The sequence below is a fragment of the Candidatus Thermoplasmatota archaeon genome (genome assembly GCA_035540375.1).
Lineage (GTDB): Archaea > Thermoplasmatota > SW-10-69-26 > JACQPN01 > JAJPHT01 > DATLGO01.
Genome location: DATLGO010000010.1, coordinates 1 through 13,149, shown reverse-complemented (window position 1 = coordinate 13,149; position 13,149 = coordinate 1). Strand labels below are relative to the sequence as shown.

The 13,149-nt window shown below is 67.6% G+C and carries 15 protein-coding genes; 9 read left to right on the top strand and 6 right to left on the bottom strand.

The features are described 5' to 3' along the window. Positions 1-335: 335 nt before the first annotated feature. Positions 336-776, top strand: a complete 441-nt coding sequence (locus tag VM889_01385; protein HVL47190.1) for a DUF6015 family protein — start codon at positions 336-338, stop codon at positions 774-776. 78 nt (positions 777-854) lie between these two features. After that, the gene (gene glmM, locus VM889_01380; protein HVL47189.1) at positions 855-2,213 is read left to right on the top strand and encodes a phosphoglucosamine mutase; all 1,359 of its coding nucleotides are present in this window, start codon (positions 855-857) and stop codon (positions 2,211-2,213) included. Between the two features lie 211 nt (positions 2,214-2,424). On the opposite strand, the gene VM889_01375 is transcribed toward glmM, so the two are convergent. Next, positions 2,425-2,928, bottom strand: coding sequence for a DUF2231 domain-containing protein (locus VM889_01375; GenBank protein HVL47188.1), 504 nt, complete (start codon positions 2,926-2,928; stop codon positions 2,425-2,427). Between the two features lie 62 nt (positions 2,929-2,990). Beyond that, complete coding sequence (gene cysS / locus VM889_01370) at positions 2,991-4,421, bottom strand: cysteine--tRNA ligase (protein ID HVL47187.1); 1,431 nt, start codon at positions 4,419-4,421, stop codon at positions 2,991-2,993. Between the two features lie 93 nt (positions 4,422-4,514). Between cysS and VM889_01365 the strand changes: the two genes are divergently transcribed. After that, a complete protein-coding gene (locus tag VM889_01365) occupies positions 4,515-4,796 on the top strand; it encodes a hypothetical protein (GenBank protein ID HVL47186.1) in 282 nt (93 codons plus the stop codon). A gap of 131 nt (positions 4,797-4,927) precedes the next feature. Here VM889_01365 and VM889_01360 read toward each other — a convergent pair whose 3' ends face one another. Beyond that, on the bottom strand, positions 4,928-5,581 hold the full coding sequence (locus tag VM889_01360) for a sulfite oxidase-like oxidoreductase (protein HVL47185.1): 654 nt from the start codon (positions 5,579-5,581) through the stop codon (positions 4,928-4,930). 206 nt (positions 5,582-5,787) lie between these two features. Further along, a complete protein-coding gene (gene purB / locus VM889_01355) occupies positions 5,788-7,161 on the bottom strand; it encodes an adenylosuccinate lyase (GenBank protein HVL47184.1) in 1,374 nt (457 codons plus the stop codon). 146 nt (positions 7,162-7,307) lie between these two features. Here purB and VM889_01350 point away from each other — a divergent pair, with 146 nt between their 5' ends. The 3 genes from VM889_01350 to VM889_01340 all read left to right on the top strand — a co-directional run bounded on the left by VM889_01350 (position 7,308) and on the right by VM889_01340 (position 9,308). Beyond that, positions 7,308-7,577, top strand: a complete 270-nt coding sequence (locus VM889_01350) for a hypothetical protein (GenBank protein ID HVL47183.1) — start codon at positions 7,308-7,310, stop codon at positions 7,575-7,577. Between the two features lie 110 nt (positions 7,578-7,687). Continuing rightward, positions 7,688-8,998 carry an FAD-dependent oxidoreductase gene (locus VM889_01345; GenBank protein ID HVL47182.1) on the top strand — a complete coding sequence of 437 codons (1,311 nt, stop codon included), beginning with the start codon at positions 7,688-7,690 and terminating at the stop codon, positions 8,996-8,998. Positions 8,999-9,002: 4 nt separating this feature from the next. Then, positions 9,003-9,308: a 4Fe-4S dicluster domain-containing protein gene (locus VM889_01340; protein ID HVL47181.1), complete on the top strand. Its 306-nt coding sequence runs from the start codon at positions 9,003-9,005 to the stop codon at positions 9,306-9,308. Positions 9,309-9,447: 139 nt separating this feature from the next. Here VM889_01340 and dcm read toward each other — a convergent pair whose 3' ends face one another. Then, on the bottom strand, positions 9,448-10,581 hold the full coding sequence (dcm, locus tag VM889_01335; GenBank protein ID HVL47180.1) for a DNA (cytosine-5-)-methyltransferase: 1,134 nt from the start codon (positions 10,579-10,581) through the stop codon (positions 9,448-9,450). Between the two features lie 154 nt (positions 10,582-10,735). Between dcm and VM889_01330 the strand changes: the two genes are divergently transcribed. Both VM889_01330 and VM889_01325 read left to right on the top strand, forming a co-directional pair. Beyond that, complete coding sequence (locus VM889_01330; GenBank protein HVL47179.1) at positions 10,736-11,023, top strand: hypothetical protein; 288 nt, start codon at positions 10,736-10,738, stop codon at positions 11,021-11,023. A gap of 3 nt (positions 11,024-11,026) precedes the next feature. Beyond that, entirely contained in the window at positions 11,027-12,181 is a 1,155-nt protein-coding gene (locus tag VM889_01325; GenBank protein HVL47178.1) for a restriction endonuclease, SacI family, read from the top strand. Between the two features lie 124 nt (positions 12,182-12,305). On the opposite strand, the gene VM889_01320 is transcribed toward VM889_01325, so the two are convergent. Continuing rightward, the gene (locus VM889_01320; protein ID HVL47177.1) at positions 12,306-12,647 is read right to left on the bottom strand and encodes a helix-turn-helix domain-containing protein; all 342 of its coding nucleotides are present in this window, start codon (positions 12,645-12,647) and stop codon (positions 12,306-12,308) included. Between the two features lie 166 nt (positions 12,648-12,813). Between VM889_01320 and VM889_01315 the strand changes: the two genes are divergently transcribed. Continuing rightward, the gene (locus tag VM889_01315) at positions 12,814-13,077 is read left to right on the top strand and encodes a hypothetical protein (protein ID HVL47176.1); all 264 of its coding nucleotides are present in this window, start codon (positions 12,814-12,816) and stop codon (positions 13,075-13,077) included. Positions 13,078-13,149: the final 72 nt, after the last annotated feature.

Genomic DNA, 13,149 nt, shown 5'->3' with positions numbered 1-13,149 from the left:
CCCGGTCCCGGCTCCCGGCGCCCGGTCCCGGCTCCCGGCGCCCGGTCCCGGTTCCCGACCCCCGACACCCCGCGCCCGGAGACCGCTGCGCTCGCTTGACGTCCACGGTTCGAAGGTTGTTGGAGAATCGTTAAGGACGCGCCGAGCGCTCGAACAGGCGCCGAGGGGGCTCGGCTTCCCGTGGGGGATGTCTGCACCGCGAGCCCATGAGCATGGGCTCCGGTCCGTGGACGCCTGGGCGGGTGGGAACGCGCCCCGACCCGCGGGGGTCGGGGAAGGGGTGTTCAACAACCCGCTTAGGGTCCCGGGCCTCCAAGGAGGGTCTAGGTGTTGCCATGCACGGTCTGAAGAACGCGGAGGATACGCGCCTCGAGGACGATGAGGAGATGATCGAGGTCGACGTCGAGGACGACGCCGAGGTCGCGGCCCGCGCGCTCACGCTCGCGACGGCGCTCAAGGACCGGTTCGACATGGCCGACGAGGATGCAAGCGCGGTCGCGGAGATCGTGGCGCGCGCGTTCCACGGGCACGAGGAGGTCAACGACGAGACCCTCGACCCGGAGCTCCGTTCCCTCTTCTACACGCTCGAGGCCAAGCGCCTCCTCGCCTTCCGCCGCGAGGAATACACGTGGGAGAACGGCGAGCGCCGCCGCGCGTTCTGGTGGCGCGTCCGCGACGAGGAGCTCGAGAAGATGGAGGAGATGCGCTCCGTCGCGGTCGAGGACTCGGTCTACGACCAGCTCCCGAGCAGCGTGTGGGCGCGCCAGGCGAGTTGACGCCGGACGGAACCGCTGGTACGGGCGTCCGCGAGCCGGTACCTTGAAGCCCGGCGCCCCCTCTGGGCGAGCGAGACCATGGGCAAGCTCTTCGGCACCAACGGCGTGCGCGGCGTCGCGAACCGGGACATGAATCCCGAACTCGCGCTCAAGCTCGGGCAGAGCCTCGGCACGTTCCTGCCTGAAGGCGCGCGCGTCCTCATCGCGACGGACACGCGCACGAGCAACGAGATGCTCGCGAGCGCGCTTGCCGCGGGGCTGCTCTCGGCGGGCGCGCGCGTGACGCTCGCGGGCGTCGCGACGACGCCGGCGCTCCAGTACGCCGTGAAGACGCGCGGCTTCGACGCGGGCGCGGTCGTGACGGCGAGCCACAACCCCCCGGAGTTCAACGGCATCAAGTTCATCGACGGCGACGGGACCGAGTTCCCGGCGACGAAGGAGGACGCGGTCGAGAAGGTGTACTTCGACAATGCGTTCCGCCAGGTCGCGTGGTCCGCGCTTTCGGGCGTCGGCCGCCTCGAAGGCGTGAACGAGGCCTACGTCGACGGCATCCTCGCGAAGGTCGACGTCGCGGCGATCCGCGCGCGCAAGTTCAAGATCGTGCTCGACACGTCGAACGGCGCGGGCGGCCTCACGGCGCCGTACCTCCTCACGAAGCTCGGCTGCCACGTCGTGACGATGAACGCGCAGCCGGACGGCACGTTCCCCGGGCACGACTCGGAGCCGACGCCCGACAACGTCAAGGACCTCGTGAAGTCGGTCGCCGCGTTCGGCGCCGACCTCGGCGTCGTGCAGGACGGCGACGCGGACCGGTGCGTCTTCGTCGACGAGAAGGGCCACTACCAGTACGGCGACCGAACGCTCGCGATCATCGCGGGCCAGATCGTGCGCGCGAAGCGCGGCGGCACCGTCGTGACGCCCGTCTCCTCCTCGACCGCGATCGAGGACTACGTGAAGGCGAACGGCGGCAAGGTCGTGTACACGCGCGTCGGCGCGCCGGTCGTCGCGCGCAAGATGATCGAGATCAAGGCCGACTTCGGCGGCGAGGAGAACGGCGGCCTCATCTTCCCCGAGTTCCAGTACTGCCGCGACGCCTCGATGGCGCTCGCGAAGGTGCTCGAGATCATCGCGAAGACGTCAAAGCCGCTCTCGGCGCTCGCGGCGGAGGTCCCCGCGTACGCGCTCCACAAGGCGAAGGTCACCTGCCCCGACGCGAAGAAGGCCGCGGTGCTCGCAGCGTTCGCGAAGGCGCACGCGGCGGGCAAGGTCGACACGACCGACGGCGTGAAGGTGTACACGAGCGAGGGCTGGGTCCTCGTGCGGCCGAGCGGCACGGAGCCGATCGTCCGCGTCTACGCCGAGGCGAAGACGGCGGAGGCGGCGAGCGCGCTCGCGGAGAAGAGCCTGAAGGAGATCCAGGCGCTCGTCAACGCGTGACGAAGTCTCGTCGCGACGAGGCGGCTTCCGCGGTCGCCGGTCTCGATCCAGACCGCGAGGTGGCCGCCGGGTACCGGTGTGACGCTCAGAGAGAGACCCTACAAACCCGGCCAACGCGAACGATAGGAACACGACGACGATGGCGAGGCTGGGACTGCGCACGAGAACCCTCGATCGTGGGGGGTCAGGGCCGGTTTGACATTTCTCAGGGTCAGAGCGGCCGCTCGCCGCGCGCGGGTCGCCCGGCGCGGCCGGCTTCCGTCTCCTCGCCGCGCTCCGTGACGCCGCGGCGGTGGCGATAGACGAGCTCGCCGCCCCACCAGCCCTGCGCCACGAGAAGCAGGATGCCGACCCCCTCCACGATGGCCGCAAGCAGGCCGCCCCCGAAAGGCACGTTGCCGGGAGGCCAGTGGAGCCCCGCCGCGATCGCGAAAACCGCGATCGTCAGGAATCCGAAGATCATGTGGAGCGTTCCCGTGCGCTCCGCGCTCGTGTTGCGTACGATGAACGCATAGTCGACGAGCCCCGGGATCGAGGCGAGGATGGCGCCGACGACCCCGAGCGTGAACATCCAGAAGGCGGCGGCGTGCCAGAAGGTGTCGCCGGTCCAGAAGCCGAGCGCGTCGAAAAGGACGCCGACGGGAAGGAGCGCCAACGGGAACACGACGAGCATCGGGTGGAGGGGATGCCCCAGGATATGGGCGCGGCTGCGCATGTCCGGACATCGGCTGTGGAGCGGGTAAGAGGTTTCTGGCGCAAGAGCCGATGCTCGAACGATCACTTCCGCCGCGCCCGCGGCCCGCCCGCCGTGTCCTCGACCACGAAGCCCAGCTCGCCGAGCCGGTCGCGGATGCGGTCGGAGGTCGCGAAGTCCCTGCGCTTGCGCGCGGCTTCGCGCAGCTCGACGAGGAGCTCGAGGAGCGCGCCCTCGCCCTCGCCGCCGCGCGCGGCCGTCTTCGCCGGGGCGAGGCCGAGCCGGTCCGTGAACGAGAGGACGACGTCGCGCGCCTTCGCGAGCGCCTCGGGGTGGACGTTCGCGGCGAGCGCGCGGTTCACGTCGCCGACAAGCTCGAGGAGCGTCGCGAGCGCGACGGGGGTATTGAAATCGTTGTCCATCGCCGCGTCGAAGGCTTCTCGGCGCTCGCGCGCGAGGGCCACGAGGGCGCGGTCGCGGTCGTCCATCGCGCGCGCGGGCGGCTTCGCGAGGGCGTGCTCGACGTTCGCGAGCATCGTGTCGAGCCGCTCCACGTTCTTCGCGGCCTGCGCGAGGCCCGCCTCGCTCATGTCGATGGGGCTCCGGTAGTGCGTCCCCGCGAGCCACAGGCGCAGGACGCGCGCGGGCCACTTCGCGAGGGCTGCGCGGAGCGTCGTGAAGTTGCCGAGGCTCTTCGACATCTTCTCGCCGTTCACCGTGAGGAAGCCCGCATGGATCCAGTACTTCACGGCCGGGTCCACGCCCGTCGCGGACTCCGTCTGGGCAAGCTCGTTCTCGTGGTGCGGGAAGATGAGGTCCCAGCCGCCGCCGTGGATGTCGAACGCGGGGCCGAACGCTTCCGTGCTCATGACGCTGCACTCGATGTGCCAACCGGGGCGGCCCTTGCCCCACGGCGAATCCCACGCGACCTCGCCCGGCTTCGCGGCCTTCCAGAGCGCGAAGTCCGCGGGGTGGCGCTTGCCCTCCGCGACGTCCTTCCGCACGCCCTCGAGCATCTGGTCGAGGTCGAGGTGCGAGAGCTTCCCGTAGTCGGGGTCCGCGCGCACGTCGAAATACACCGAGCGGCCGTGCTCGTCCTCGCCCACGTACGCGTGACCGCGGTCGATGAGGGTCTGCGCCATGCGCACGATGCCGTCGATGTGCTCGCTCACGCGCGGCGACGCGTGCGGGCGCAGGATGCCCAGCTCGTCGAGCGACGCGTCCACGAGCTTCTCGATGCGCCGCGCGAGCGCGAGCGGCTCCTCGCCTGTCTCGCGCGCGCGGTGGATGATCTTGTCGTCCACGTCCGTGACGTTCATCACGTGACGCACGCGGTAGCCGCGGTACTCGAGGTGGCGACGGATGAAGTCGTACGCCGCAATGGTGCGCGCGTGGCCGATGTGCGCCTCGTCGTACACCGTGAGGCCGCAGACGTACATCGACACCTCCCCCGGGCGCATGGGCTCGAAGGTCTCGCGCGCGCCCGTGAGCGTGTTCGTCACGACGATGGGCATGGACGAGCGCCCACGCCCGCGGGGCGCGATAAGGGTTTCGAGCCCGGCCAAGGGGGCGCAAGCTCCAAGTCGGCCGCGCGCGATGGCCGCGCCATGCCCCTCACGGAGGAGAGCGTCCGCGCCCAGGTGGAGGCGCTCAACCGCGGCCGCCGAGGCGACGCCGCCGCGCGGCTCGTCGCCTTCGAGGGCGAGCGCTTCAAGGTGTCCTTCAGCGACCGGCCGGTCGGCGACGCGACGTGCGCGGACGAGGACTTCTCGATGCTGCAGTTCCTGCTCAAAGGCGCGACGGGCGAGGACACGGGCATCGTGGACGTCGCGCACGACGAGGACGCGGGGCGGTTCGTGGTGAGCTACGAGCGCGTCGCGTGGGATTGAGGGCTTGAAGGGCGCAGGTCAGGTAACGGGCCACGTGGACTGTCACGTGGTTTGACGGGACCGAAGCACGTGACAGTCCACCTGCACCGTGTTTCGTCGTGATCCCGGGACAACGCCCCCGAACCCTCCGCTCACCCGCCCGGCCCGGGGTTCCCGTCCTCGCCCTGCGCGGGCATCGGCCGGAGCGTCTGGTCGCCTTCGAACGAATACCGCTCCTCGCCCCAGTAGTCGGCGTTGTTGTGGTAGCCGCGCACTTCCCAGAATCCGGGCTCGTCGTCGGTGACGAACCTGAGCGCGCGGAGCCACTTGGCGCTCTTCCAGAAGTAGCGGTGCGGCACGAGGAGCCTCAGCGGGAAGCCGTGCTCGGGCGTGAGGTCGGCGCCGCCGTAGCCCCACGCGAGGAGGACGGTCTCCTTCTCGAGGTCGGCCCGCAGTACGTTCGCCGTGTAGCCTTCCTCGCATTCGGCGACGACGTACTTCGCGTCGGAGGCGGGCTTCGCGACGTCGAGGATGTGCCGCGTGGGGACCCCCGTGAAGCGCGTGTCGAGCTTGCTCCACGTGGTCACGCAATGGATGTCGACGAGCACCTCCTTCGTCGGCATCGCGCGCAGCGCGTCGTAGCTTACCTGGATCGGGTTCTCGACGGCGCCGTAGACGCGGAAGTCCCACTTCGTCCGATCGAAGCGCGGCACGCTTCCGGCGTGGAGGATGGGGAACTTCTCGGTCACGAACTGGCCCGGAGGAATGCGCTCGCGGGGGTATCGCGACTGGTCTGGCTTCGCCATGCGCGTCGTGCTAGGCCGGCTCCGGCCAAGAGCGTTGCGGCGCGGCCGCGGAAGGTTCTTGCCGCCTCGGACCGCTCGTCCCTCGATGCGCGAGGCGCTCGGGGAATGGTTCACGGACGAGCGGCTCGAACCGCACCTCGTCCTCGCGGGCGTCGTGCTTCTCGTGGCGCTCGTTGCGGGCGCGCTCGTCGCGCTGGGCCTCTGATTCAGCGCTTGGCCTTGCGGGCGCCCCTCTGGGCCTTGGCCCCGGCGTGTCCGACCTTCGCGAGCGCGCGGTCGACGAGCGTCGGGGCCATGCCGACGTAGGCGCCCGGGTCTAGGGCGGCCGCGAGATCCTTGTCGCTCAGGCGCTTCGCGACTTCGGGTTCCGCGGCGAGCGCCTCACCGAAGGGCTTCCCGGTCATCGACGCCTTGCGGACGACCTCGTGGGCGTCCTGCCGGCCGAGCCCCTTCTCGACAAGGCGGAGCATCACGCTCTCGGCCATGATGCCGGGGTGCGCCGCGAGGTTCGCGGCGAGGCGCGCGCGGTCGACATGGAGCTTCGTGAAGACGTCCACCGAGTCCTGGACGATGACGTCGAGAAGCACGAACGAATGCGGGAGGATGAAGCGCTCCGCGGACGAGTTCGCGAGGTCGCGCTCGTGCCACTGGATCGCGTTCTCGTAGGCGGGCGTGAGGTTCGCGCGGACGATGCGGGCGAGGCCGCAGATCTTCTCGCTCGTCACGGGGTTCTTCTTCTGCGCCATCGTCGAGCTTCCGACCTGCTTCTTCACGTCGAAGCCCTCGGCCGCCTCGCCGATCTCGTTGCGCTGGAGGTTGCGGATCTCGGTCGCGAACTTCTCGAGGCTCGTCGCGACGTTCGCCATCCACGCGAGCATCTCGTTGTAGCGGTCGCGCTGCACGATCTGCGTGGGCCCGTCCTCCATGCCGACGCCGAGGTCCTTCGCGACGGCGTCCTGGATCGCGAACGCCTTGTCCCCGAAGCCCGCCATCGTGCCGACGGCGCCCGCCATCTTGCCGACCGTCACGCGCTCGCGCATCTCGCGAAGGCGGTCGAGGTGACGGTGCGTCTCGAGCATGAACACGGCCATCTTGTAGCCGAAGGTCGTGGGAAGCGCGGCCTGGCCGTGCGTGCGGCCGAGCGCGGGCGTGTCGCGGTGGTCGCGCGCGAGCTTTGCGAGCGCGGCGACGAGGTCCTCGAGACCCTTCTCGATGAGGACGAGGCCGTCGCGGAACATGAGCGCGTTCGCGGTGTCGATGACGTCGTAGCTCGTCGCGCCGAGGTGGACGTACTTGCCCGCGGTGCCCTTGCACTGCTCGGTGAGCGCGCGCACGACGGCCATAAGGTCGTGGCGGATCTCCGCCTCGATCTCGTGCACGCGCGCGGGCGTGACGTGCTTCAGGTTCGCCCGGCGCCCGATCTCCTTCGCAGCCTCGGCGGGGACGTTGCCGACGGCGGCGTGGGCGCGGGCGAGCGCGGCCTCGACGGCGAGGAGGCGTTCGAGCTTGCCCTCCTCGCTGAAGATGGCCTTCATCGCTTCGCGACCGTAGCGGTAGTCGATGGGGCACGACAGAACCATGGCCGCGGGGATGCCGCATGAGGTAGATAAATGAACGGCCGGCCCTGGGGACGCCCCCTGGAGTCGGCCTCGTTTTTCGGTTGTTCCCCTCGGCCCGAGGCCCGAAAAAGCGAAGGCCATACCCCCGTCGCGCCTCCCCGGGCACGATGCGCACCCTCGCCTTCCCGTGCCGCGCGTGCGGCGCCGACGTCGATTCGGGCGTCGTGGACGAGCGTGCCTTCGACCCCGCCGGCCGCCTGGCCTGGGCCCCCGCCCTCCTCGTGACGTGCGCCTGCGACGCGTGCGGCGCGGTGGACGAGTACAGGGCCCGCGATGCGCTCGGGTCGTTCCCGGCCCCACCGCTTGCGAGCGCGGGGTCCGTGGCGCCGGCGCTCGGGGGCGGCCGCCTCGTCCACCCCCTGTTTTCGCGCCGGTGAGGCGTGTTTCCCGGGAGAAACGCAGGTTTCACCGGACGACCGTAACCTTCCTACCAAAGCTTTTTAAAAGCGGTTTCCGTCCTCGCCTTTGCCTTCAGGGGTACCTCCCGATGTCGGACAAGATGGACGCGATCGTGGTCGGGGCCGGCGTCTGCGGCTCGGCGGCCGCCTACAAGCTCGCTTCCGAAGGGCTCCAGGTCCTGCTCGTGGACCGCGCGAAGCCCATCGGCTCGAAGAACCTCAGCGGCGGCGTCCTCTGGGGCCACGACCTCGCCGACGTCTACCCCGATTGGTGGAAGGACGCGCTCGCCGCGGGCGCGATCGAGCGCCCCGTCACGACGAAGGGCGTCAACTTCCTCACGAAGGACTCCGGCTTCACGGCGCAATACGGCTCCGACCAGTGGCGCAAGGAGCCCTACAACGCCTTCACGGTCCTGCGCGGCCGCTTCGACAAGTGGCTCGCCGACAAGGTCGCCGAGAAGGGCGGCCTCGTGGTTGACGGCGTGAACGTCGAACGCCTCGCGCGCGACGAGAACGGCCAGGTCGTCGGCGTCGAGCAGATGGGCGACGTCATCAAGGGCGACGTCGTCCTCCTCGCGGACGGCGCGAACTCGCGCCTCGGCATGGAGATGGGCATCCGCGGGAAGCTCAACCGCCACCACTACGTGCTCGGCGTGAAGGAGGTCATCCGCCTCGGCGAGAAGACCATCGAGGACCGCTTCAACATCGGCCCCAACGAAGGCGTCGCGCACGAGTACGTGCTCGGGTACCTCGAGAACGGCGCGCAGGCCGGCGGCTTCCTCTACACGAACCGCGACACCGTCTCCCTCGGCGTCGTCGTCAACCTCGACAGCATCTGGGAGAAGGGCGTCTACACGCACAAGATCATGGAGGAGTTCCGCCTCCACCCGCAGATCAAGCCCCTCCTCAAGGGCGGCGAGCTCGTCGAGTACGGCGCGCACCTCATCCCGGAAGCGGGCCTCAAGTGCACGCCGCAGCTCTTCGGCAACGGCTGGCTCGTGGCCGGCGACGCGGCCGGGTTCGTCTACTCGAACGGCCTCGTCATCCACGGCATGAACTACGCGATCCGCTCCGGCATCCTCGCGGCCGAGCAGATCATCAGCGCGAAGCGCCGCGGCGACTTCACCGCGAACGGACTCGCGGGCTACCAGGGCCGTCTCCAGGAGTCGTTCATCATGAAGGACCTGCAGAAGTTCGACAAGCTCGCGGACTTCGTGTGGGACCCCACGATCCACAGCGTCGTCCCCGGTCTCGTGGACGGCGTGTTCAAGGACCTCTTCACCGCGAAGGGCCAGCCGAAGCTCTTCACCGAGGAGATCCTGCGCAAGCAGATCAAGGAGCAGAAGATCAGCCTCTTCCAGCTCGCGAAGACCGCCATCAAGGCCCGCCGGAGCGTGTAAAGCGATGCCCGAAGCCGAACTCAGCGACGAGATCATGGAGATCAAGGCCCGCCTCGGGACCACGCCCTACAACTTCGACACGCCCGAGCACGCGCACATCACGATCGACGAGTCGATCTGCAAGACGTGCCCGCACTTCATGTGCATGTACGGCTGCCCCGCGGGCTGCTTCAGCCTGATCGATGGCGTCATGCACTTCCAATACGAGGACTGCGTGGAATGCGGCACGTGCGACATCATGTGCACGCCCGGGTCCGTCAAGTGGAACAACCCGCGGGGCGGGTTCGGGGTCAAGTACAAGTACGGATAGGCTTGACCCCGAAAGACCGAACGCCGCAGCGTTCGGTCGGTTTGGTGTGAGGCTTTGGCGTCCTCGCCGCATCTCACGCGGCGTCGACAGTGCCGGTCGAACCAGCTCAACCGCCTCGCTGTATCCAACGCTGGCGCCTTCACAAACCCAAATCGAGTTGCTTCGTCGCGCGGCGCCGCCGCTGCGCGTCCGGTCGTCTTGCCTTAGTGACGTGCTTTACCTGTAGCGGCGCATCAAAAACCTGCTCTCGGAGGGCGTGGCCGATGCGCTCCGCGAGCAAACAAGGCACCGCGTCGCCAATCTGCGCCCACTGCTCGCTACGGCTCCCAGCGAGCTGCCAATCATCCGGGAACGTTTGGATCCGCTTCACCTCCGGGATGCGTAGCCTGCGGTTGCGCCAGTGGAACGGGCCTACATAGGGACCGGGACTAGCTTGAATGGTCCACGAGGGTTGATCCGGACTCAGCTTGAGAAGGAACGACCAGTACTTGGACCGCCACTCGAAGAGCGGGTGCTTGTGCCCCTTCTTTGCGGTTAAATGGAGGTAGTTCTCCCCAGGCGGAATCATCTCAAGGAGGTGCCCGTATTTGCCGCCGATCACCTCCCCTGCAAGGGCATTACCGTCATCGAGGTCCCCAATTGCGTCACCAGCCGTGACATACGGCGCCATTTCCGTGAGCCGCGCAACACGGTCGGGAGGGGCATGGGTTGGGGGTGGGAAATGGAACTTTGGCCCTCCAAGGACACCAACGAGAAGAAGGCGCTCGCGCCTCTGCGGGACTCCGTAGTCTGCGGCGTTGACCACCTTCTCAGCGATTACGTACCCCTCGCTCGACAAGGCGTGTATCGTCGCGTCAAGCGCAGGACGGCTCGTCTTATAGGCGAGTCCGAAGACGTTCTCCATAATGAACGCGCGAGGCCTAGCATCCTTGACGACCCGAACGTACTCCTTCAGTAGATGAGCGCGCGGGTCGTCGAGGATGGACTCAATCCGTCCGGGAACCCAGAAAGCAGACTTCGAGAACGCCTGACATGGTGGCCCGCCGACCACCAGGGCTGCTTCCCCCTTCTTGAGTCCTGCTTCCGCCAGAATTTGCTTCGTGGAGAATTTCCGAATGTCTCCGTTGATTACTGCCCAATGTGGACGGTTCTGTTTTAGGGTGGCGCAGCGCGTCTCCTCCCATTCAACGCAGACGCGTGTCTCGTACCCAGCCTGCTCGAGGCCGATGTCCAAGCCCCCCGCGCCGCTGAATAAAGAGATGGTGGGCGGCAACAAGGCCCCCGAAGGCGGATTCGCGCAAAGAACCTTACCCCGAGACCTCTGAGAATTCCTGATGACCAAGCAAATCCCCCGATTATCCGAATTGTGAGACCTCTCACCATCCGAATAGAACCATTACATTATCAATTGGATTGGATAGAGGGGTGTGAATCTACTCCGAAGTGACCTCATCAAGGTCGAGCTTTTGAAGAAGCTCAGAAGGGAGGGCGAGGCGACAATCAACGGCCTCCGGGAGAAGACTGGGTTCGTGAACTTTGACAGTATCCACCGGTCTCTCCTCTTCCTCGAGCAAATCGGACTCGTGACCCTCGTACCCAGGCCGGTTGCTCGTGACGGGCGCAACTACACCTGGGTCAATTTGACGGACAAGGGCAAGGAGGCCGCCGACCACCTCCTTGGCCATCAGGGTAGAGACATGAATCGTCAGAGGTAAAACATGAGCATACGTATCGACAAAGAAAGAGCGAGGACGCTACTGCGCACGGAGGCCGCAGCCGTCACTGGGGGATCGCCGATTGATCCCGAGTGGAAGGCTCTGATCGAGACACTATCCAAGGAATGCGAGAACTCGTCCAAGACGCACATCGCGTTCGCTGGGACCGCAGTCCTCGCAAAGGCCACTGAGCGGCGGGCGGACGTTTACGCCGTCAAGAGCCGAGCCAATACACCCGGCGCTTACTCAGCGAGGGGCCTCTGCCACGGAGTCTTGGTCCCAAACGCCGACGAGCTGGGGATCGATTTAGGAAGGACCGGACGGGAGCCACTGAACAACCAGCCCTATTTCCAGATCGAGAGTGTCAGCGAGAGCGAACTCCTCAAGAAGACGAAGAGAACACAAGGCTCCCAGCCGATCAAGGCGCTAGTGGCGATACTCAAGAAGCTGGATCGCGCCTCCCCGGATGACGCGATGATGGGCCTTCGCGCATTTATCTCGGTACGCCGCCAATATCGTACTGAGTACCGCACGCTTGCAGAGCCCACGTCCACCCTCACCGCGGAGCAGTTCGCCGCCAGCGTCGCCGAGTTTGTGGAAAACGATTCCGAAGGCGGAAGGCGGGCGCAGGCGGTTGTCGCCGGCCTTCTCGAAGCCGTCTTCCCCCCAGGCGCTGTTCAGGCTAAGCGCGTGAACGACCCCGACCGCCACTTCCCGGGGGACGTGGGCATTGGGGGTGCCGGCAACCACAAGTCCGATGGAGCAGGTAAGGGAAGCGTTCAGAGGGTAGTTGAGGTCCGCGACAAGCCCGTGACCGAGTCCGATCTCGTCCTGTTCGCCCAGAAGGCCGCACGCGCAGGCATCCGGAGCGCGATGGTCGTCGCTGTCGCCCAAGGTCAGGATACGGCCTCTGTGGCGCGCGCCGTCGCGCGGGCGCGCGACATCGGCGTCAGCCTCGTGGTCACCACCGACTGGAGCGCCTTGACCACGTGCGCGCTCTTCTTCGGGCGCGCGCCGCCCGAGGCGACTATTCGGGAGGCACTAAGGGCCATCGGCAAGCGCCTCGCGGAAATCGAGGCCTCCCTGGGCGCGCTCGAGCAGTGGGAAGAAATCCTTCTCGGGGAACCGAGAACTGCGCGCGACAAAACCTTGGACTAACCTTGAGATAAACCCGCGCGAGACATCGCCGGGAGGCGATGCCGGGTCGTCGTCGTGGTAGGAGTCCGGCCCCCAGCCAACGCCGCCGGGGGCGATAGGTTGCCGATAGATTCGCTTCACACATTCACTCGTGCGGCAGCTCCGCCCAATCCTTGCGCCGCTCGCGGCCGAGCCGGCGGTCGAGGTCCCGTGTGAGGGCAAGCGCAGCCGCAAGCGTCGCGCGCTCGCGGGCGCCGAGAGCGTGCCAGTGCACGCCCTTCTTCGCGACGAGCCCGCGCGCGCGGAGTCGGCGGAGCGCCGCGCCGAGCGTGTGAGGCTCGACGTCGAGCGCGGCCGCGATCTCGTGCGCGCGCCACGCTTCCTTCGGCCTGGCCATGAGGAATGCGAGGACGCGCGCCGGGTTCGATCCGGGGCGCGGAAGTTCGGCGACGCCCCGCTCCAGGGCGTCAATCGGCACAGGACTCATTGTTGACTCACTCTCGACTCACCACAGCATAAGGATTGCGGGCTGCCGGAATGCCCGGAAGCGCTCCGTTTCTGTCAAGGCTCTCCCGAAGTGGCCCGAGAGAGGCCCCCCACCCACCCGACTTCGGACCACAATCGATAGCACCCGCGCCGTCGCTCGCCGCGCGATGCGCTTCCATCGCAGCCTGCTCGCGGTGACCGTGCTCGCCTTCGGAATGCTCGCCCTCGCGCCCGCCGCGACGGCCCACCACTTCCTCGCGGGCCCGATCGGCGTCGGCGATGAGTGCTATTGGGTGGCGAAGAACGGCGAGGTCTGGATCACGGGCTACGACTACGCCGCGCCTTACGGCCCCCCGGGCTGGCGCTCCTGCGACCCGCACGACCCTTGCGCGGAGCCGTACGAGTGTCCGGCCCCGCAAAGGCTGATCTGATCGGGCTTCGCACGTGCGCCTGACGGGCGCGGGGGCTACGCCCCCACCACATCCCCCCGCAAACCAATACGC

What these genes read in the sequence shown, in the direction of transcription:
- VM889_01375 (HVL47188.1), bottom strand. Translation starts at nt 2,928, where the DNA reads ATGCGCAGCCGCGCCCATATCCTGGGGCATCCCCTCCACCCGATGCTC.
- purB (HVL47184.1), bottom strand. Translation starts at nt 7,161, where the DNA reads ATGGTTCTGTCGTGCCCCATCGACTACCGCTACGGTCGCGAAGCGATG.
- VM889_01325 (HVL47178.1), top strand. Translation starts at nt 11,027, where the DNA reads ATGAGCATACGTATCGACAAAGAAAGAGCGAGGACGCTACTGCGCACG.
- VM889_01320 (HVL47177.1), bottom strand. Translation starts at nt 12,647, where the DNA reads ATGAGTCCTGTGCCGATTGACGCCCTGGAGCGGGGCGTCGCCGAACTT.
- VM889_01360 (HVL47185.1), bottom strand. Translation starts at nt 5,581, where the DNA reads ATGGCGAAGCCAGACCAGTCGCGATACCCCCGCGAGCGCATTCCTCCG.
- VM889_01365 (HVL47186.1), top strand. Translation starts at nt 4,515, where the DNA reads ATGCCCCTCACGGAGGAGAGCGTCCGCGCCCAGGTGGAGGCGCTCAAC.
- glmM (HVL47189.1), top strand. Translation starts at nt 855, where the DNA reads ATGGGCAAGCTCTTCGGCACCAACGGCGTGCGCGGCGTCGCGAACCGG.
- VM889_01340 (HVL47181.1), top strand. Translation starts at nt 9,003, where the DNA reads ATGCCCGAAGCCGAACTCAGCGACGAGATCATGGAGATCAAGGCCCGC.
- VM889_01315 (HVL47176.1), top strand. Translation starts at nt 12,814, where the DNA reads ATGCGCTTCCATCGCAGCCTGCTCGCGGTGACCGTGCTCGCCTTCGGA.
- VM889_01350 (HVL47183.1), top strand. Translation starts at nt 7,308, where the DNA reads ATGCGCACCCTCGCCTTCCCGTGCCGCGCGTGCGGCGCCGACGTCGAT.
- cysS (HVL47187.1), bottom strand. Translation starts at nt 4,421, where the DNA reads ATGCCCATCGTCGTGACGAACACGCTCACGGGCGCGCGCGAGACCTTC.
- VM889_01385 (HVL47190.1), top strand. Translation starts at nt 336, where the DNA reads ATGCACGGTCTGAAGAACGCGGAGGATACGCGCCTCGAGGACGATGAG.
- VM889_01345 (HVL47182.1), top strand. Translation starts at nt 7,688, where the DNA reads ATGTCGGACAAGATGGACGCGATCGTGGTCGGGGCCGGCGTCTGCGGC.